The sequence below is a fragment of the Colwellia sp. RSH04 genome, assembly GCF_003545765.1.
GTDB lineage: Bacteria > Pseudomonadota > Gammaproteobacteria > Enterobacterales > Alteromonadaceae > Colwellia.
Genome location: NZ_QXIO01000001.1, coordinates 708,876 through 727,567, shown reverse-complemented (window position 1 = coordinate 727,567; position 18,692 = coordinate 708,876). Strand labels below are relative to the sequence as shown.

20 protein-coding genes and 1 pseudogene are annotated in these 18,692 nt (G+C 37.8%); 8 read left to right on the top strand and 13 right to left on the bottom strand.

The window, feature by feature from the left end; all coding sequences use genetic code 11:
* Window positions 1-11 precede the first annotated feature (11 nt).
* Genes D1094_RS03010 through D1094_RS03000 form a run of 3 tightly spaced genes read left to right on the top strand, consistent with a single transcriptional unit; the run spans window position 12 to window position 3,870 of the window.
* Window positions 12-2,126 (top strand): TonB-dependent receptor, encoded by a 2,115-nt coding sequence (locus D1094_RS03010; protein ID WP_118958565.1) that lies wholly within the window; start codon window positions 12-14, stop codon window positions 2,124-2,126.
* Complete coding sequence (locus tag D1094_RS03005; protein ID WP_259337794.1) at window positions 2,120-3,370, top strand: sialidase family protein; 1,251 nt, start codon at window positions 2,120-2,122, stop codon at window positions 3,368-3,370. Before D1094_RS03010 ends, D1094_RS03005 begins: the two co-directional genes overlap by 7 nt.
* A gap of 8 nt (window positions 3,371-3,378) precedes the next feature.
* Window positions 3,379-3,870, top strand: a complete 492-nt coding sequence (locus D1094_RS03000) for a redoxin family protein (RefSeq protein ID WP_118958564.1) — start codon at window positions 3,379-3,381, stop codon at window positions 3,868-3,870.
* Window positions 3,871-3,924: 54 nt separating this feature from the next.
* Here D1094_RS03000 and D1094_RS02995 read toward each other — a convergent pair whose 3' ends face one another.
* A complete protein-coding gene (locus D1094_RS02995; protein ID WP_118958563.1) occupies window positions 3,925-4,218 on the bottom strand; it encodes a hypothetical protein in 294 nt (97 codons plus the stop codon).
* A 129-nt stretch (window positions 4,219-4,347) separates the two neighbouring features.
* Between D1094_RS02995 and D1094_RS02990 the strand changes: the two genes are divergently transcribed.
* The gene (locus D1094_RS02990; protein WP_118958562.1) at window positions 4,348-4,743 is read left to right on the top strand and encodes an MmcQ/YjbR family DNA-binding protein; all 396 of its coding nucleotides are present in this window, start codon (window positions 4,348-4,350) and stop codon (window positions 4,741-4,743) included.
* A 23-nt stretch (window positions 4,744-4,766) separates the two neighbouring features.
* Here the strand turns inward: D1094_RS02990 and D1094_RS02985 are convergent, their stop codons facing one another.
* Together D1094_RS02985 and D1094_RS02980 are read right to left on the bottom strand one after the other, a co-directional pair.
* Window positions 4,767-5,051, bottom strand: a complete 285-nt coding sequence (locus D1094_RS02985; RefSeq protein ID WP_118958561.1) for a type II toxin-antitoxin system RelE/ParE family toxin — start codon at window positions 5,049-5,051, stop codon at window positions 4,767-4,769.
* Window positions 5,041-5,289 carry a type II toxin-antitoxin system Phd/YefM family antitoxin gene (locus D1094_RS02980; RefSeq protein WP_182440091.1) on the bottom strand — a complete coding sequence of 83 codons (249 nt, stop codon included), beginning with the start codon at window positions 5,287-5,289 and terminating at the stop codon, window positions 5,041-5,043. Before D1094_RS02980 ends, D1094_RS02985 begins: the two co-directional genes overlap by 11 nt.
* 98 nt (window positions 5,290-5,387) lie before the next feature.
* Between D1094_RS02980 and D1094_RS18815 the strand changes: the two are divergent.
* Window positions 5,388-5,534 (top strand): annotated as a pseudogene (locus tag D1094_RS18815) (MmcQ/YjbR family DNA-binding protein); the annotation flags it as partial.
* A 189-nt stretch (window positions 5,535-5,723) separates the two neighbouring features.
* Here the strand turns inward: D1094_RS18815 and D1094_RS02975 are convergent.
* The 4 genes from D1094_RS02975 to D1094_RS02960 all read right to left on the bottom strand — a co-directional run bounded on the left by D1094_RS02975 (window position 5,724) and on the right by D1094_RS02960 (window position 9,807).
* Window positions 5,724-6,359, bottom strand: coding sequence for a VRR-NUC domain-containing protein (locus D1094_RS02975; RefSeq protein WP_118958559.1), 636 nt, complete (start codon window positions 6,357-6,359; stop codon window positions 5,724-5,726).
* Between the two features lie 236 nt (window positions 6,360-6,595).
* Window positions 6,596-7,504, bottom strand: coding sequence for an FRG domain-containing protein (locus D1094_RS02970; RefSeq protein WP_118958558.1), 909 nt, complete (start codon window positions 7,502-7,504; stop codon window positions 6,596-6,598).
* 539 nt (window positions 7,505-8,043) lie between these two features.
* Window positions 8,044-9,057, bottom strand: coding sequence for a lipopolysaccharide assembly protein LapB (locus D1094_RS02965; RefSeq protein WP_118958557.1), 1,014 nt, complete (start codon window positions 9,055-9,057; stop codon window positions 8,044-8,046).
* A gap of 9 nt (window positions 9,058-9,066) precedes the next feature.
* Complete coding sequence (locus D1094_RS02960; RefSeq protein WP_118958556.1) at window positions 9,067-9,807, bottom strand: hypothetical protein; 741 nt, start codon at window positions 9,805-9,807, stop codon at window positions 9,067-9,069.
* 166 nt (window positions 9,808-9,973) lie between these two features.
* Between D1094_RS02960 and D1094_RS02955 the strand changes: the two genes are divergently transcribed.
* Both D1094_RS02955 and D1094_RS02950 read left to right on the top strand, forming a co-directional pair.
* Window positions 9,974-11,101: a sensor histidine kinase gene (locus tag D1094_RS02955; RefSeq protein ID WP_118958555.1), complete on the top strand. Its 1,128-nt coding sequence runs from the start codon at window positions 9,974-9,976 to the stop codon at window positions 11,099-11,101.
* A 1-nt stretch (window position 11,102) separates the two neighbouring features.
* Window positions 11,103-11,756 (top strand): response regulator transcription factor, encoded by a 654-nt coding sequence (locus D1094_RS02950; RefSeq protein WP_118958554.1) that lies wholly within the window; start codon window positions 11,103-11,105, stop codon window positions 11,754-11,756.
* Between the two features lie 814 nt (window positions 11,757-12,570).
* Here the strand turns inward: D1094_RS02950 and astB are convergent.
* The 4 genes from astB to D1094_RS02930 form a co-directional block, all read right to left on the bottom strand.
* Entirely contained in the window at window positions 12,571-13,908 is a 1,338-nt protein-coding gene (astB, locus tag D1094_RS02945) for an N-succinylarginine dihydrolase (protein WP_118958553.1), read from the bottom strand.
* A 184-nt stretch (window positions 13,909-14,092) separates the two neighbouring features.
* Window positions 14,093-14,818 (bottom strand): pirin-like bicupin family protein, encoded by a 726-nt coding sequence (locus tag D1094_RS02940; protein ID WP_118958552.1) that lies wholly within the window; start codon window positions 14,816-14,818, stop codon window positions 14,093-14,095.
* A gap of 40 nt (window positions 14,819-14,858) precedes the next feature.
* Window positions 14,859-15,842 carry a glutathione S-transferase family protein gene (locus D1094_RS02935; protein ID WP_118958551.1) on the bottom strand — a complete coding sequence of 328 codons (984 nt, stop codon included), beginning with the start codon at window positions 15,840-15,842 and terminating at the stop codon, window positions 14,859-14,861.
* Between the two features lie 55 nt (window positions 15,843-15,897).
* Window positions 15,898-16,347: a DoxX family protein gene (locus tag D1094_RS02930; protein WP_118958550.1), complete on the bottom strand. Its 450-nt coding sequence runs from the start codon at window positions 16,345-16,347 to the stop codon at window positions 15,898-15,900.
* A gap of 169 nt (window positions 16,348-16,516) precedes the next feature.
* On the opposite strand from D1094_RS02930, the gene D1094_RS02925 reads away from it, so the two are divergent.
* Entirely contained in the window at window positions 16,517-17,407 is an 891-nt protein-coding gene (locus D1094_RS02925; RefSeq protein WP_118958549.1) for a LysR substrate-binding domain-containing protein, read from the top strand.
* Window positions 17,408-17,602: 195 nt separating this feature from the next.
* On the opposite strand, the gene D1094_RS02920 is transcribed toward D1094_RS02925, so the two are convergent.
* On the bottom strand, window positions 17,603-18,199 hold the full coding sequence (locus D1094_RS02920) for a hypothetical protein (RefSeq protein ID WP_118958548.1): 597 nt from the start codon (window positions 18,197-18,199) through the stop codon (window positions 17,603-17,605).
* A 2-nt stretch (window positions 18,200-18,201) separates the two neighbouring features.
* On the bottom strand, window positions 18,202-18,678 hold the full coding sequence (locus tag D1094_RS02915) for an RNA polymerase sigma factor (protein ID WP_118958715.1): 477 nt from the start codon (window positions 18,676-18,678) through the stop codon (window positions 18,202-18,204).
* Window positions 18,679-18,692 lie beyond the last annotated feature (14 nt).

Sequence of the window (18,692 nt, the reverse complement as noted above, 5' to 3'; positions counted from 1 at the left end):
GAAGCAATAACATGAAACAGTCTTTTAAACTCTCAATTTTAACTATATTACTTGCCAACACATATCACGCTAATGCTGTCAGCCAGCCAACACCTGATGGTGATGATGGCGCAGAAAGTGCAGTTGAACGCATTATTGTTACAGCCACCCGTAAAGAAACTTTAGACACCGACTTAGCTATGTCTGTGCACGGTATCGGAAAAGAAGAGCTAGAAATTGATAACGGGCAACATGTTGCTGAGTCGCTTAATAGTATTTCTGGTGTGCTAATCGATCAACTTTCAGGCGGTCAAGGTCATAAAGCGGCGATCAGAATGCCGATTAATACCAGTGGCTATTACCTTTATTTACAAGACAACGTACCGTTACAGTCGCCTGCTTTTTTTAATCATAATGCCTTATGGTGGTCTAGCTTTAATTCAAACGTAGCACGTATGGAAGTGCTTAAAGGAGCTGGTACGGCGCTTTATGGCTCTGGTGCGGTAGCTGCCACGGTAAATATACTCTCTGAACAAGTCGCTGATTCACCAGAAACATCTATGGATGTGATGCTGGGTGAAGATAAGTACGGTAAAGTACAAGTAAGCCACAGTAATCGTATCAACGATGATAATGGCTTTAGAGCATCTGCATCGTATTTAACCAATGACGGCTGGCGAGATCATACCGGCTCAGAACGCGCTGAAATTAATTTAAGACATGAACACGAGATATCTAATAAACAACGCATAGTAACTTCTTTTGTTGCCTCTGATCTTGAGCAAGAGATGGCAGCAGGCTTAACTGATGAATTATTTGAAAATGATCGAACAAATTCTGGTTTATCTGATGAAGTATTAGCGAGTGATCCGTTACGTAAAACCCAGTACATGAAGCTATCAAGTCAATGGGATTACGACGATAATGACAGTTACTACTCAATGATCCCTTACCTAAGGTATCGAACCAATGATTACACGGCAACGTGGAATCAAAATATGCCTAAAGTAGAGTCTCAAGTGGTAACATTTGGTTTGTTAGGTTTAGCAAATTTTGAGCATGGCAGTGATAGCGAAACCACTATAGGTTTTGATTTAGAATTAACCGAAGGTGAGCAATTATCTTATCAGCCTATGGACTTTACCACTTCAGGTTGGAATGCCGACATCTATATCGAAGGGGAAAAGTTTTATGATGATACGACACGTTATAGTAGCTTATCACCGTATTTTCAGCATAAGCGTGCTTTAACCGACCGATTAGATTTAACACTAGGTGCGCGTTACGACTACTCAAAGTATGAGTTTGATAACCACTTAACGATGTTTGGTGATATTGGTCACGGCAAAATAAGTATTGAAGATCGTAATGATGATTTTTCCCACTTAAGCCCAAAAGCAAGTTTAAATTATCACTTATCTGAAACATCGAGCACCTATTTTAGATATGCTAATAGCTTTAGACTTCCAACCGCAGGGAGTTTGTATCACTTAACGACTAAAGATAGTGGCGAAGCAAAACCTGTGGATCCTGAAACGTCAGATACCTTTGAAATAGGCTACAAAGGGAATTTTGATAATGTTGTTTTTGATGCGGCTATTTACTATATGGATGTCGATGACGGTATCGTCCACGCATACAATAGCGATGGACAACGATACTTAACCAATGCGAGTCGTGTAATACATAAAGGTATTGAAGCTGCGGTAGATTGGACACTTTCTGAAGAATTTAATGCCAGCCTTGCTTATAGCAAGAGTAAGCATGAATTTGATGAACACGATAAGTATTCGGGTAACGAAATGAAAATGGCACCTGATTACATTGCTAATATGCGTTTACGTTATTTGCCAAGTTACCTCACAGGCTTCAGCAGTATGCTAGAAGTGCAGTCTATTGGTGAATACTGGATGGATGATGCTAATAGTACCGACCCTGAAACAGGGTTAGAGAGAATCTACGGCGGTTATACTGTTTTTAATCTTAAGGCGCGCTATGTGGTGAATGCTCAATTATCTGTACATGCCAGAATCCTTAACTTAACTGATAAAGTCTATGCACAAGAAGCAGAGTATCGCTATGGTAAAAACTCAATTGCTCCTGGTGCGCCTCGTACCGCATACATCGGAGTAAATTACCAATGGTAAATCAGAGATTACATTCAACCATGCAAAGAGCAAAGTTAGTACTTTGTTTTACCTTAAGTGTTGCTGGCATCTGTTTACCTTTTGCTGCCCATAGTGAAAGTAAGCCAGCTATGACGCATCATAAAATGGCTAAGCCCGCAGATAAAAAAGCGTGTATAGCTATTGATATTAAGTGTGCAAAAACAGCGACTTTAGCGGTAGCACCTAATGGTGATTTATGGCGACTATGGAGCCAGCAGCAAGCGATGTATTTTCAAATATCAACGGATCAAGGTAAACAATTTTTAGCTGCTACCAAGGTTAATATCCCAGCTGAAAAAATATCAGCGAGAAATGAAAATAGACCTAAAATTGCCTTTGATAACAAGCAAGGGGTGTATTTATCGTGGGCAATGCCCAGAGAGAAAAAATATACCGCCGATATTCGCTTTAGTTATTCAAGCGACTATGGCAAAACCTTCAGTAAACCTATCACGGTAAACAACGATAACTTATTAGCAGGGCATAGTTTTAATGAACTATTAGTGAATGAACAAGGTGATATCAATATTGTTTGGCTTGATGGTCGCTTAAGAAATAAAGCCAAAGGAGAACAAGGCTCTGCTATTTTTCTAGGTAAAGCTAACATGCTTAAACAGCAAACCATTTTTAGCAATCAAGCCCTAGCTAATGGTACTTGTGTGTGTTGCCGAATAGCGATTGACGAAAACACCTCAGGTAACTTAGCGGTCTTATGGCGACATATTTATGCTGATAATATTCGTGAATTTGCTTTACTTACTGTTAATGAACAAGATACGCCTCACCAAGTAAGCTTTGATCACTGGAAGATAAATGGTTGCCCACATCAAGGTGGTGGTTTATCAATTGATGATAAAAATCGCTATCACATGGTATGGTTTAATTTAGGAGATAAAGGCAAAGGACCATTCTATGCGCGAAGTCAACATGGTGCTAAAACGTTAACTCAACCTTTGGCGTTAGGTGATTACACTAAGCAAGCTGCTCATCCTCATATCAGTGCACAGGGTGATAATGTTGATATTATCTGGACTCAATATAACGGTGTAGAGCACCAATTGTGGTATCAAAAGTCTACTGATGCAGGCAACAGCTTTAATAAACCGACAATCATTGCTACCTCAACAAAAGGCTCAGATAGACCTTTTATTGTTAATGGTAAAGGAGGGCGGTATGTCTCATGGCACCGAAATAAACAAGGCCACTGGATCACTAAGCTTTAGGATACATTATGAATATGAGTGCTATTAAGCAAGTAACTCTACAGCTTTTTTTGATCACATTACTAAGCATGAGCAGTACGTTAGCACTCGCGCAAGGTGAAGTGTTCACCAAAGTGGCCTTTGAACAAGTCAAATCAAAGTATAAAGGGCAACGTTGGTTGATGTTAATGTGGTCTATTGATTGTCCACCGTGCATGAAAGAGCTCTCTTTGATTCAAAAGTTGCGAAAAGAAAAGCCAAGCTTAACTGTGGTTATCGTTAATACTGATGCTGATGAAGAAAGCTTTAGTGAAGTGAGAAAGATACTGACACAGTTTGAGCTACAAGACTTAGACAATTATTACTTTGCTGACGGCGAAGCTGATAGCAGTCGTTATATTATTGATCCTAGTTGGTATGGTGAACTGCCACGTAGTTACTTTGTCGAACCTAACGCAACATTTCATGGGAAAAGTGGTCTTATTGCGGAATCGTTTTTAAAAAAATGGTTTCAAATATAGCCAAAAGGCAGTGTGAATATACCTTCAATGCATGGTTTCTACATCAAAGATTGTTTAGCGATGTAATAGCTTTCCAAATATATCACTGATAAATGTGATGATCCCTTTATCGGGTTCGTCGTGTTTATCATGATAAATATGGTCTTTATCGTTAAAATCCTTAGATAGAGTTTGAATAGGTGTATGCTCAACAAGGTACCCGCTATCTTTTAAGCGTTTTTCAGCCGCCTTATTTGCTCGCTCTGTAAAAGCTTGTCTTGCGCCTTCATCTAAGGCCGATAATATACTGACAACATTGTCAGGGTATTTTGCTTTCAATTGCTGGTTAGCTTTGGGAGTGCTACACATAAAGTCACCTTAAAATGTGGACGCTTAGTCAAAGTATAGTAGAACATTAACCCAATATTTATCGTTCATCGCATTTGAATTTACTATACTGAAAATACAAGAGAAATAATTATTTTAACAAGGTAAAACATGTCTAATCACTTTGATCACCTTATCGCTCATCACTACTTACTCGCTAAACCTGAAACTACCGTTGGCCAACCGTTTGGTGAAGGAGTCGATGTGTATAAAGTGAAAGGTAAGATGTTTGCTACCTTGTCATTAGGAAAAATGGGTAAAGGCGAAGGTGAACAACAAGATTGGTGGATGAACTTAAAATGTGATCCTGACGAAGCGGTTATGTTACGTGATATTTTCCCTTCGGTGATTCCTGGGTATCACATGAACAAAGCGCAATGGAATACCGTGATTTTAGATGGCTCAATCCCGAAAGGAGAAATTGAGCGCATGATAGATAACTCGTTTATGTTGGTGGTAAGTAAAATGACCAAGAAAGACCAGCAGTCGATTTTGGTAAATTTGTGATTCGATATGTTTTCAATGATAACTTAAATACGCTTTGCAGCTATTTTATAAACAGAATTTTTTTCTCTTTTACCGACAGCAACAATTGAAACAACTACTTCTAAATCGCGTACTTGATAAACTAAGCGATAACCTGCCTTACGAAGCTTAATTTTATAACAATCTTTCATGCCGTTAAGGCGAGAAGATTCAATTCTGGGGTTGCTTAATCTTTCTATTAACTTTTTCTTAAACTGAATTTTAATGTTTGAGTCTAGTTTTTGCCATTCTTTAAGAGCATCTTGTTTGAATACTAATTCATAGGTCATCTAAACTAACCTTTATTTCAGGTTGGTTTTTACGTTCTTCAACAATTTGTGCTAGTTCTAAATCTTCTAATTTATCCATTAGTAATTCATATGCTTCTGCAGGAACACAGTAGAAAGCAGGTTGGTTTCGGTTAAGAACAGCAACAGGAAAACCATCGCCTTGGTCAACAACGGCCATTGGGTTCTTTTTTAATTCAGAAATACTTGTTGTACTTTCTGCTAGTATTGTATGCATTATGCTTCTCATTAAACCTGTTTATAGTGCTTATAATAGGTCATTTGAGTCTAATTTTCAATATTAAGGTTTGGGAGTAGTTAATTAGTAGTGTTAATGTTTATATGCTTAAAGCGCAATGGAATACCGTGATTTTAGATGGCTCAATCCCGAAAGGAGAAATTGAGCGCATGATCGACAATTCATTTAATTTGGTAGTGAGTAAAATGACCAAGAAAGATCAGCAATCAATCTTGGTGCATTTGTGATTTTTACAGATACTGAAAAAAGGCATGTGCGATGTAAGGAAAACGTCGGCTAGGATACGAAAGCAGACATTAACATAATTCGATATTATGACTTCTCTGTGCCAATATCGGACACTAGTAATGACCATATAAACGAGCAAATTTTTATTTTACGTCAAAATTATCTGGCACACGTAAACTATGCGGTTGTTAGGTTTTAGAGTCCAATTTAATTACAGAAACGTTAAAACCCATTTCTTTAAGTGCAGGTATGGTAGTCATTTGGCTGGCATGCAATTTATCTGTTGTTTTAACCTCAACAAATGATAGTTTATTTTCGCTAACAACAGTCAAATCTGGCCAGCCGTTTCGATGGGAACTATCTAGCGAGACCCACTCAGCAATCCGAACAAACTCTGATTTAGATACTGCATCATAAACATCAGATGCAAATTCAATTGTTAATCCCGGGTGCCAAGAATTTATGAGGTCATATGAAAGTATCTCCCTAAAAGAACTCAAAAATATACTCTTTGATGTGGTTTGAATTTGATCCAAAACTAACTTTAATTTGTTAGACTCTAGCTGAGAAAAAACGACCATACCTTTTAAGCAAGCGTCTTCTCTAGCGTCAAAGTTAGTACCGAAGAATATGCTGCTTTCAGTAAGCGCATCTAGACATAATGATTTTAAGACTACGCCAATAGCTCCACCCTCACAATATGCTCCCCTGTAGCCTTGGTTTACATACAATTCTAAAGCATATGGTTCTGGTTTACCTTTATTGTTCCAATTGACTATATTCAAGTCTATGGATAATTTTTTACACTGTTCCGATAACGTCATGTTCGAATGATTCCTATATTTACTCTGTAAGGTAACACCGCAATATGGGGCGCACAATTACTTAGTGACTACTTATTGAAGCAAAAATAGCGATAAACTGTAAAAATAGAACTAATTTGTTCTCTGCATTTCCCTGTAAAACAAAACGCCGCGTATAGCTGCATAGTAACGCGTGTTAAAATGTGAAGCGAGCAAGCATTATGAACCAAGGTTTTAAACGCATTGTTCAAAGACCACTACCCCAATTTAGGAGAAGGTATACTCTTTTTGTGAGTCGAGATAAATTCTATTTTTTTTAAACCATAATCATTTTTAATAAACTGTGAAACCATATCTATTTCAGGAAAAAGTTTAGCCTTAGAAATACCAAGTCCAACAAGTTGCTCCAATATTTGAGCTTTGTCAGAAGCTTTTATAATATATTTTTTTCCTTTAAGCCTATATATCCAATTCTCAGGAATTGAGGCGGGTTCGTGCTTATTTCGTTTGATTCCAAATAAAAGAAATGCCCCATCCTGCCTAATAACGCGCTGATTATCCATTTTAGGTTTAACACAAACAACACTTTGGATATGTTCTGGTTGTATTCTCGGTGAAAAATAGGGCTTTTCTTGTTGGATATCATGCATTAACTTGGTTGCATGATGATTGTTATCAGAATGAAAACTTCTTGCTGAAGAGTATCTTTGTGCAATTTCAAAATCAGATTTAGACCAAGCAACATTAGAAAGCACACTAACTGTATCACTGTCAAAATACTTCACCTCATTTTTAGGAATTTTAAAAAATAAAAACTCACCATCTTTACTTTCATTATCTTCACAAGCGCATGCAAAATATAATGCTACTAAGGGGTTTTCTGATAAATCGAGAAGCCTTGTTGGAAGATCATAGTGCTGCATCTTTACCAGTTTTTCGAAACTTGTCTGCATAAGGGCAAAATCATTTGGGCAGCGCATTAGCATTTCCCTTATCATTTTGTCTTCATTACTCAACCATTCAGGTTTTCTATAAACAGATGGCAGTAACTCAAAAGCCTTATTAGCATGACCTCTAAAAAAATATACATAGTCACTTACTTCAAGCTCAGAAAGAATAGCAATTAGAGTTCTTACACTACCTAGTTGAGACTCTTCTACTACCATATAACCCCCATACCAGTAACAGCCTTTATGCAGCTAATTATGTAGACTTTTCAGTAATGTCGGTCTACTGTCATACCTAGTAAACTACCAGAAAATTTTCAATTTCTTAAATAAATAATTAAGACCTAAGGATATGTTAACGAAATAAGTCTTACTAATAAGTGAATCGACACCAATAAACTAGCCATTTTTAAAATCTTAATTTTACTCTCCATATTTTATTATCAAACGTTCGCTTCTCGCTCAAAGCTGCAATTAGAAAATCAACAACTAATATCAGCTTTTGGCTAACTGAAGAAAATCTCTATTTCTCACTGGCTCGATGCTAACAAAGATACGAAAACGGACATTTCACTAATTCGTTTTTATGACTTCTCTGTGCGATTATCTGACATTATTTATATTAAAGTGGTTCATTATTTAAATGCAAAAGTGGATAAAAAACCATGCAATTTAACATTCTGGAGTTAGGTGGTCTTTTACCCAGCTTACCCCCAATATTTGAAGCTTATAACTAGCGCTTAAAAGTAAATATCTAGCTAACCCTGATTTGCCAAAAATTCTTGCAATGTATTCGTTAGAAACTCATCTTGATAGGTGCCTTTTATTTCGTTAAATAATCTTTCAGCCTCAGTTTGATTGCCCGCTAGCCAATACAGTTGACCTAACCGAAATTTGGCCCAGTGCCTTTCTGGCATGCTTCCTTGGATTAGCTGATTGAGGTAACGTTTCATCGTTTCAATACCCGCCTCAAAGTGCTTGTTTGCAATCACAGCCGTTTTACTAAATTGATATAGAGAAAGCACTGAAAATTGAAAAAGCTCTTTTTTCTGTTGGCTATCAAATAAAACTATCGCATTTTTAAATGCAGAAAATGTTTTATCAAACTCACCAACACTTTGATACGCCATTCCAGCCTTGTACAAAGCCTCAGAGTGATGTGTATAGGTAATAAGTTGATTCGCATATTGTGCTATTTGCGCCTTATCTTTTTCATATTGTGCCAGCTCTAATGCCAATAAATCAGCATACACATGCGAAACTTCCTTCAGTGCTGCGATTTGTTTTTTTGCTTTTTTAATGGAGCCACCAGCAATGCCGGGTGCATTCAAATAGTAACGAAACAATCCTCTGCGGGCACGGATATTTTGAGGTGCAAGTTGCACCGCTTTCTCAAAGTGTGCTTTTGCATCTATGGCATAACCTGCGGCCTTAAACCAACTTGCGTTCGATGCAAGTTTGGCGTTCGTTATGCCCAACCAGTAATAATACTGATCTTGACTAATCGTGCTTTTTTCAAGCAATGTAATCGCCTCAAACAGTGTAAGTGCATCTTCTAATTTTCCTGTTGACAGGGCGATTCTTGCCAAATAAAACTGGCTTTCGTTTGGTTGCACACCACGTTTTTTTAACTGTAAAAATTGTGCTTCAGCAATGGTTAACTGGTTTTGCTCAAAATGTCTGATGGCCGTTTCCATTGAAGCAGCCGGTGTTTTAAAGCATGTAACTAGCCAGCATAAAACAATGATTCTTATTACGTTAAACAATTTCATGCAAGGCCTTTACTTAATCTTAAATTGTTGAATAGTATTATTTTTATAACGATTAATCAGGATGCCACCAATCACACCCGGTAGTACCCAAGGGAGCACTTGCCATTGCCCTGGCAAAAACTCACTCAGTAAATGTCGACCGCCCACTGCAAAAAACGCTGTGTACACACCAATACCCGATCCCACTAGGGCACTCAAATGTTCAATCACCCACTGGCGTTCTTTTATCGCAGACTTAAAAATATAATGAAAAATACTGATCGCACTCACACTACATAAGCCACCAAAAATCATATAAAGCATCTGACCTTTACTGATGCCAAAATATAAAACCGCCATACCAGAAATAGCTAAGCTTGCAATTGAGAAAAGATGAAAGGGTGTTTTTAAAAGCGCACGCTGCTGTTTTGCTTTTAATACCAATAAGCCATGTTTAATACTCACAAACACTAATAGAGACAATGCAAGTAAAAAGCTTGTGAATACTCTTGCATTAAATACCGCATTGATGAACTGTTCGCCAGTCAACTCAGCGAGTCTCGGTTTAAATGTTAATGGCGCAATCAGCACCATCACACACATAATAATGCCGCTAATTGACACAATATACATCGCAAAAGCGTAGATATTGCCCAGTTTCTTGTGGTTCTTTGACCCTTTTTTCGCGAACATAGGTGCCCAAAAAAGCCCAAGTGCTAACGCACCTACAATGATATGTAAATAAAGTAAAACCGAGTGAATCGTAAGCATGATGTTTCTCCTGTAACTGATGTACTACAGAATATCGGAACACCTGAGCGCTTTTCGCGTGCAAAAAGTCACGTTTTTAAACCATGACTTTTGACCTATTGCGTTATATTGGCTTATCACTTAACGTATTTACGACAAAAATACACTCAATAAATTAAGTATCACTTTGAAACTGTTAAAACTCTTTGATTACGCCGATGCCGCAGCGATTGGCACATGGGCGATTATCGTGGGCATTACTTTTTATATTTTGCCCTATGGCTCGCCTTTAGTAGCCGACTATTTATGGGCCTACATTAGCCTGTTTATTGTTTATTTAGTGTGCTTTATCGGTGCGACACGGGATCCGCAACACTTTCATATTCCGCTTACTGTCCGATACGCATTCTTGGTTGGTCAAATTGCTGCTGCTTTTGGCTTGCTGTTAATACTCCCGATGGGTTATTTACCCATCCTTTCCATTATTTGGGCCGCAGTATTACCCGGCTTTTTCCGTTTCAAAACATCCTTGTACATTGTCGTCACGGTAGTCAGCGCGTGGTTTGCATTACTCGCATATATCAACAATGAAAATACGCTTTTCTCAGGGTTACTATTTGGTACCTTTCATATCTTCGCTTTAATGGCGCACCATCAAACGATTCAAGCTACCAGAGCAAAAGAAGCCCTGGAACAGAAAAATGCAGAACTACTGGCAACTCAGCATTTACTGGCCGAGGCAAACAAACAATCTGAGCGAACACGTATCGCCCGTGATTTACATGATTTACTGGGCCACCACTTAACCGCTTTAACTATCAACCTACAAGTTGCAAGCCACTTAACTGAAGGAAAAGCAAAAGATCACGTGTCACAATGCCACCAGTTATCTAAATTACTACTTAGTGATGTTAGAGAAGCAGTTTCGACCCTTAGAAGTAATCAACAACTTGATTTATTAACCGCATTAAACACCCTACACACTCCTGGTTTAAAAGTTATTTTAGATATAGAAGAAAACATCAGTGTGGAAGACCTTGTCGCTGCTGAAACAATATTGCGCTGCTGCCAAGAAGCCGTCACAAACACATTAAAACACAGTGGTGGTAACGAAATTTGTTTTAAATTAACGAGTACTGAAAGCCATTATTTACTCACTATTGTTGATAACGGCCAGGCAGCTGCAAAGCTAACGATGGGTAACGGCTTAAAAGGTATGACAGAGCGTGTTACATCATTAAAGGGGAAATTTTCCATTTCCACAAAATCAAATTCCCTAATGTATTACATCGCATTACCAAAAGTAGGAAGCTAACATGACTGCAAAAATAAAAGTCTGCCTGGTTGATGACCAAATGTTAATTCGTGAAGGCATTAAGTCCTTGTTAAACCTTTCTGATAAAGTTGAAGTGATTGCAGAGTGTGCCGATGGCAGTGAGCTTGTAGACGCACTTTCCAACTTTGCCCCAGAAGTCATCTTACTCGACCTATCCATGCCAAAAATGAACGGTATCGACACACTGAAGTGGATGAAATTGCAATCCATATCAATCCCTGTGATTGTACTTACCACCTTTGATGATCACGAGTGGGTGCTGCAAAGCATACAAGAAGGCGCAAAAGGATTTTTATTAAAAGATGTGTCTCTTGAAACCTTAGTTGACACCATTGAGACCGTGTATCAAGGAAATTCGCATATCCAACCCGCTATCACAGAGCGTCTATTAACCAGTATGTCGCGTAATCAACAACCTGAGCAAACGCAAAGCAAAACTGAACCATTAACTGAAAAAGAGTTGGAGATTCTGAGGCTTATGGCCAGTGGCTATTCAAATAAAGAAATCGCCAACGCTTTACATAAATCTGAGGGCACCATCAAAAACCATGTGTCGAATGTGTTATCTAAGCTCGGCGTGCGTGATCGCACTCGTGCAGTGCTATTAGCAATTGAAAAAGGGCTATTGTCTTAACCAAAAACACTACCATGTTGGTATCATCCACTTCTGAGTAGAGTTATTTTCCGTAAATGTTCAAACTCATAATTGTCCAGTTCTGAGTTAGGGCGACAGTCGGCTATTGGCTAAATTGAGTCATAAGGAAACGATTAACACTAATGTTTGTTGTGTCTGAAGATCTGTCGTTAAAGAAGCAATTCTAAAGTTAGCAAAGAATATAACTTTTCATTCCAGTGATTTCAGTAGCGCTAATGTTTACATGCTTAAAGCGCAATGGAATACCGTGAATTTAGATGGCTCAATCCCGAAAGGAGAAATTGAGCGCATGATAGATAACTCGTTTATGTTGGTGGTAAGCAAAATGACCAAGAAAGATCAGCAGTCAATTCAAATCCAGCTCTAGTCATTCTATTTAAATAACTATCACCAAATACCTCATAACTATCAAGTACGAACCTAGCATATATTAAATACAGCAAAACAGTGTATTTAAATTAAGCTATGCTATTAGTATTGACGATTCATTTGATGCCATTGGTATGGAAACATTAACGGCGGTAAGCATTTTATTCTTAATTGCTTTTGCATTGTCGTTATGGCGACTATACAAAAAAGAGAAGTTAACAACGAACAGTACTCATTCTTAAATAATATTAGGGCCTGTTGATCTTTCGGGGTTTTCAAAATAACGTTTAACGTTCATTGGGCCCTAATGTTCGCATGTTCTATGTTTTAGGTTTTTACTATTGCTCTATGTAAAAGGAAATATATACCCAAACGGCTATAAAATGGGCTGGCACAGGAGCTTTATTTGTCATAAAAAATAACACTAGCGTTGAAAGCGATATACAGAGCCTAATGATAAAAGTTGAGAGAGTTCATCTAGGGCTGTTCTTGATTCAGTGAGTAGTTGCGGGTCTCTTAAATCGGTAAGGGTTAATTGGTCTCGGTAATGCTTTTTCACCCACGCGACTAAGCTTGTATATAAACAATCAGATAAGATACAGGAAGGATTAACTGCGGCTAATTCTTGCTCAGTTAGTGCAACCCGAAGCCTCAAACAGGCAGGCCCACCGCCATTTTTCATACTTTGATTAACGTCAAAAAACTCAACATGATTTATTGGGTTGCTAGCTTCAACCAACGTATGTAAATAATCGCTCACATGAGGATTCTCTTTACATTGGGTCGGCGCAATTATTGCCATGTTACCACGTGCTAAAGTAACTATTTGGGTATTAAATAAATAGGTGTTTACGGCATCTTGAATACTTACCTGATCTGTGGTGACTTCAAGTAAATGTAAGTTGTCGGCTTTATATTTTGATGCAACTTCTGCTTTGAATGTTGCAGTGTTCAAATAGGCTTGCTCATGGTAAAGCAGTACATTTTGGTTGCCTACCGCGATAACATCGTTATGAAAAACTCCCTGATCTATCACGTTTGGGTTTTGTTGAACAAAGACGGTATTTTCTGCTGCTAAACCATGAAGCCTAGCTATGGATTGACTTGCTTCTAAAGTCTGTCGAGCAGGGTACTTAGTCGGAGCAGGGTTTGAGTGATTAAAAGCTGTTCTGCCATAGGTAAATATTTCAAGCCCCGTTGCTTCATAACTTTCACACAAGCGCGTATGATTCGCAGCGCCCTCATCACCAAGATGTTCATTGTCGTTAAGGTGTTTGTGGTGCTCAAAGTATTGCTCGTCAGCAAACATGCGCTTAAGAATATTATGGGTAGTTTCAGGCTCTAATGACCGATGAAACTTGTTGGCTAAATTTGCCGAAGTAAAGTGCACTTTATTGTTACTAGTATCTGCTGATGGCGACACTGTCGCTGCGTTGGCAGTCCACATTGTAGATGCTGAACAACAAGCAGCCAACAAGGTTGGTGACGCATTATAGGCCGACGCTAAAATTTGTTCATCAGTACCTTGAAACCCTAATCTTTTCAACGTGTAAATATCAGGACGCTCTTGCGGAGCAAACACGCCTTGCACTAACCCCATGTCATGCAAAGATTTCATTTTCTGCAAACCTTGCAGTGCCGCTTGTTGTGGATTTGAACACTCATTGGCATTATTTAACGAGGCAACATTTCCTTCAGATAAACCAGCATAATTATGGGTTGGACCCACTAAACCATCAAAATTTACTTCAACACTTTTCATTTTTATCTCTATACTAGGGGAGTTAATCTTTATATAGCAATATATGAACCAATAAAATAACTATTATATTTCAGTTGCTTATATTTTTTATGTTATCGTGTTGCACCACGATGGGGCGGGCGTGGTGCTCATTTGACTACTTCACTTTGTGGTGGGCTGACGTGCTTGAGGTTATCCTCCTAAATTAATATTTTGCTGGCGTATCAATAATAATAATCTCACAATCTGTGTTGCCAGATATTTTAATCGTGTTTGTTTGAGTAATTTCCGCTCCGTCACCTTTATTCATAGTTATGTGCTCTGTTTTGCTCTCACTAGATTGTTCAACTTTAAACATACCACTTGAGGCTAAAATATAAGCTTGATGACGAATGTTATGTTTAATAATCGTTCCTTTTGCTAATTTACCTGAGTAAATACATGCTTCTTGGTTGAGAAATAATGCTTTATTTTTATCTTCTGGATAGCCAGATGCTAATAGCATTAATGCATTACTACGCTTAGTTGGGAATTTCTTAGTTTCCCAGCGAGGTTCAACATTTTGTTTATTGGTTTCAATCCAAATTTGGTAAAGGGTTAGTGGCTCTTTGGTATGATTATATTCAGAGTGAACTATACCTTTACCAGCGCTCATTACTTGTACTTCTCCCGCTTTAGTGACACCTTTATTGCCCACGCTATCTTGATGCATGATAGCGCCTGAACGTACAAAGGTGATTATTTCCATATTGCGGTGGGGATGAGGAGGAAAACCCGCTTCAGCTTTAATCCAATCATCATTAACAACACGCAATGCACCAAAACCCATACGGTTAGGGTTATAGTAATGGGCAAAGCTAAAATGATGTTTAGTTTTAAGCCAGCCATGATTCGCACCGCCTAAGCTATTATAGGGGTAATGTTTAATCATAAGATTTCCTTACACGGTAAAATAAGCATCAGTAAATGTTTTAGCTAAACGTTGCATCTCGTTGATGCGGTACTGTCCAATCTTGTTTATGGCTAATAGGTACAATTCCGTATGGATTTAACGCTAAATGGCTTGCATAATAATGACGTTTTATATGCGCTTCATTAACGGTTTTAGCAATATTAGGCATTTGGTAAAGCTCCAGCATAAAGTGATAAATATTATGGTATTGCTCAATGAGTTTTAAGTTACATTTAAAGTGGGTGTGATACACCGAATCGAATCTAACTAAGGTTACCCATAGTCGCCAATCTGCTTCCGTAATGTAATTGCCTGTTAAATAACGCTGTTTCGATAATTTTTCTTCAACGTGATCTAATGCCGAAAATAATTGCGTTACATTTTTATCGTAGGCTTCTTGAGTTGTAGCAAAACCTGTTTTGTACACGCCATTATTAATGTTGTGATAAACCAATTCATTGACTTCATCAATCTTTTCTCTTAATGCTTCTGGGTAAAAATCGAGTGTATTACCCGTAATATCATTAAAAGCACTATTGAACATGCGAATGATTTCAGATGACTCATTATTTACAATAACTTTATTTTTCTTATCCCACAAAATAGGTACGCTATTAACGCCACTGTAATTTGAATCTTGCGCGAGGTATTTTTCACCAATATAATTACCTGAATATAAATCATCACCTGTTGTACCATAAAGCTTGGCAGATTCTTCATCATGCTTAAAGCTCCAGCCTTTTTCATGCATGTCGGGGTGTACAACACTAACGGTAATTAAATCTTGTAAACCTTTTAACTGACGAAATACCAAAGTGCGATGTGCCCAAGGGCAGGCAAGCGATACATATAAATGATAACGTTCAGCTTCAGCTTTAAAGCCTTTTTGTCCGCTTATTCCTGCGCTACCATCAGGGGTGATCCAGTTTCTAAATTGTGACACTTTACGTTGATATTCCCCATTTTTAATACTGCTATTCCAGCTACTTTTTACTGAAGACATCTTTTACACCTCTTAAATTAAGTTAAATTGAGTTGATTTGATTTTTAGTGATGAATTAGCCTAAACGCGCTGAAAGGAAATTATCGATAGAGAACTTACCTGCGCCACTCATTATTAATGAAATAGATATTGCTAACAACGCTAGTGCAAACTCATAACCATTATTAGACATGAATAACCCGTTCTCTAAATGAACACTGACAATGGCAACAATCATGGTAATCGCTAATACAAAGCTTGTTGGTCTAGTAAGAAAGCCGATAATTAACAATAAACCACCAAAAAACTCAGCACTACCAGCCATTAATGCCATTAAGTAGCCTGGTGCTAGGCCTATTGACTCCATCCATTGTCCTGTACCTTGCAAGCCATATCCGCCAAACCAAGCGAAAAGCTTTTGTGCGCCATGTGCTGTAAAAATTAAACCTGCAATAAGCCTTAATGGTAATGAAGAGAATGATTGTTCAGTATTAATGATGTTATTGAATGTGTTTTTTACGTTCACGATGTAATCCTTTAGTATATCTATATAGGGTTTAGATAGTTGTTAAGTTATTGTGCAGCTATTGTATTAGTTGAATTAATAATAAATAACCCCTAGTATTTGTTTGATATGTTCAAAATATTTGAACAATAAGGAAGGTTTTAAATGAGTTCTGAAATTGAATAAAGTGATGAAAACTCCTCCGCTGAGTGTAGAGGCATTGCTGGTGTTAGATGCCATTGATTATCGTGGCAGTTACGCTGCTGCAGCCGAACAATTAAACAAAGTGCCTTCGGCACTTTCTTATATTGTGCAAAAGCTTGAAGAGCAGTTGAATGTTACTCTTTTTGAAAGGCAAGGCAGGCGCGCTGTTTTAACACCCGCAGGAAAGCATTTATTAGTTGAAGGTCGCAAAGTCTTGTTTGCACTTAATACGTTGTCTGAGCAAACACAAACCATTGCCAATGGATGGGAACCGAAAATTCGTATTGCGTGTGATTCAATTATAGATATTAAACCGATATTTGTTAGCATTCAGCAGTTTCTCGCGGTACATGGAGCAATTGAAATTGATATACAGGAAGAAGTATTGAATGGCACATGGGAAGCATTGATTGAAGACAGAGTCGATTTGGTCATAGGTGCACCAGCACCAATGCCTGCTCAAAAAGGGATTCGTGCGGTTAAAATAAATGAATTAGACACGGTGCTAGTTGTTAATGAATTACACCCGTTATCGAAGGTCAAATCACCCATTCATTCAAATAGCTTATCGCAGTACCGTAGTGTTGTAGTGCATGATTCGGCAAAAAGTGAAATACCATGGTCTGTCAATTTAATTGAAGGCAGTCAGCGTTTTTATGTCAGTACAGTTGCCCATAAAATTGAGGCAATACTTTCTGGCATTGGTATCGGTTATTTACCTCGATACATGGCTGAAAAGTACCTTAAAGCAGGGCAGCTTATTGAAATCGGACTAGTCGATAAAAAAGCACCACAAGATCTTTTTATGGCATGGAAAATATCGAATAAAGGCAAGGGCCTGATTAAATTAAGGGAAATATTATTAAACGAAAAATAGTGCTATTTATTTTTCGTTAATATCTCTCTTTTTAAACATTATTTTTGATGCTTTGTTTATATGAAAGCTGCTTGGCTAGCAGTTGCACTGATTATACATATAAGCAATACCAAAACTACGGCGATTAATGTGCTATGACCTTTCTTTTTAGTTTTCATAGTGTGTTCTCTTTTTAAAGGTTAGATGATAATTTTGTCACTCTAGTTCAGATAAGCGTTGTTCAATTTTCCTTAACAGTGGTTCGAACTTCTTTTTGGCTGAGCGTTTATTTAATAAATAAGCGCCGACAACAAGTAAACCTAAAAAACCATAGTAAGTGATTAACTGCTCATTTAAGTGAGGTACGCCTGATGCATCGACTGTTGCGCCCAGCGTGATGCAAATAATACTGATGGTTAGCGGCGCAATATACCAGGTTACTATTGATTCAAGTAGTTGCTTTTGTTGAGATAATTTCTGTTTCTCACTTTCAAGAAAAGCCTTGATATTGGTGTCTTTAGGCGCGTTGATTTTTTTTGCTTTTAGCAATCTATAAGGAATATAGATACATGACAATATGGCGATAATTAACCCTGTAGATTGCATAATACCTGCGCTATTGAGTAGTCCGTAAATCCACACGGGTATTAATAACACGGCAATGGATATTTCGAGTATATCTCGACGCTTTATTTCTTTATCTATTTTTGTGGTTTGTTGTTCTAACATTGTTATTACCTCTGTTAAATCATTTGTCGTAGAAGGTTTTTCTATGGTTTCTTGCCAATCTTTTTTAAGGTCATCAAGTTTCATGATTACTCTCCTATGTACTGATTTTCAAATTCAATTTTAATACGCTTGATCCTAGAGCGAACAGCATTAGCACTAATACCAACGACCTCTGCGCATTCCTCGGAAGACAAACCATCTAAATACATCATTAATATACTGGCTTCAATGTCGCTCAACTGATTCATAAAGTTGTTTAATATCTCAGCTTGACAATGATCTTGGGCGGGCTCTGAGTTATCAATAACTTGATGTAAAGAAAACCGTTTTACATCTTTATTTTTTAATGACTTTTTTACGAAGGTGCACGCGGTGTTTAAGGCGACTTTATATACCCATGTTTCACGGCTAGCTTGCCCTTTAAAAGATTCAAAGCTGCGCCAGAGTTGCAATAATATCTCCTGATACATATCGTCAAACTCGCCGTCGTGAGAGTACCGTGAAGCGATATACCGTATCCGCCCATTATTTGTTGTTAACACTTGCTCAAATTCTTTATGCATTTGAAAAAAGCTCA

Bases quoted from the DNA above. Each gene is read 5' to 3' on its own strand.
- D1094_RS03010 (WP_118958565.1), top strand. From the start codon at position 12: ATGAAACAGTCTTTTAAACTCTCAATTTTAACTATATTACTTGCCAAC.
- D1094_RS03005 (WP_259337794.1), top strand. From the start codon at position 2,120: ATGGTAAATCAGAGATTACATTCAACCATGCAAAGAGCAAAGTTAGTA.
- D1094_RS03000 (WP_118958564.1), top strand. From the start codon at position 3,379: ATGAATATGAGTGCTATTAAGCAAGTAACTCTACAGCTTTTTTTGATC.
- D1094_RS02995 (WP_118958563.1), bottom strand. From the start codon at position 4,218: ATGTGTAGCACTCCCAAAGCTAACCAGCAATTGAAAGCAAAATACCCT.
- D1094_RS02990 (WP_118958562.1), top strand. From the start codon at position 4,348: ATGTCTAATCACTTTGATCACCTTATCGCTCATCACTACTTACTCGCT.
- D1094_RS02985 (WP_118958561.1), bottom strand. From the start codon at position 5,051: ATGACCTATGAATTAGTATTCAAACAAGATGCTCTTAAAGAATGGCAA.
- D1094_RS02975 (WP_118958559.1), bottom strand. From the start codon at position 6,359: ATGACGTTATCGGAACAGTGTAAAAAATTATCCATAGACTTGAATATA.
- D1094_RS02970 (WP_118958558.1), bottom strand. From the start codon at position 7,504: ATGGTAGTAGAAGAGTCTCAACTAGGTAGTGTAAGAACTCTAATTGCT.
- D1094_RS02965 (WP_118958557.1), bottom strand. From the start codon at position 9,057: ATGAAATTGTTTAACGTAATAAGAATCATTGTTTTATGCTGGCTAGTT.
- D1094_RS02960 (WP_118958556.1), bottom strand. From the start codon at position 9,807: ATGCTTACGATTCACTCGGTTTTACTTTATTTACATATCATTGTAGGT.
- D1094_RS02950 (WP_118958554.1), top strand. From the start codon at position 11,103: ATGACTGCAAAAATAAAAGTCTGCCTGGTTGATGACCAAATGTTAATT.
- astB (WP_118958553.1), bottom strand. From the start codon at position 13,908: ATGAAAAGTGTTGAAGTAAATTTTGATGGTTTAGTGGGTCCAACCCAT.
- D1094_RS02940 (WP_118958552.1), bottom strand. From the start codon at position 14,818: ATGATTAAACATTACCCCTATAATAGCTTAGGCGGTGCGAATCATGGC.
- D1094_RS02935 (WP_118958551.1), bottom strand. From the start codon at position 15,842: ATGTCTTCAGTAAAAAGTAGCTGGAATAGCAGTATTAAAAATGGGGAA.
- D1094_RS02925 (WP_118958549.1), top strand. From the start codon at position 16,517: ATGAAAACTCCTCCGCTGAGTGTAGAGGCATTGCTGGTGTTAGATGCC.
- D1094_RS02920 (WP_118958548.1), bottom strand. From the start codon at position 18,199: ATGAAACTTGATGACCTTAAAAAAGATTGGCAAGAAACCATAGAAAAA.
- D1094_RS02915 (WP_118958715.1), bottom strand. From the start codon at position 18,678: ATGCATAAAGAATTTGAGCAAGTGTTAACAACAAATAATGGGCGGATA.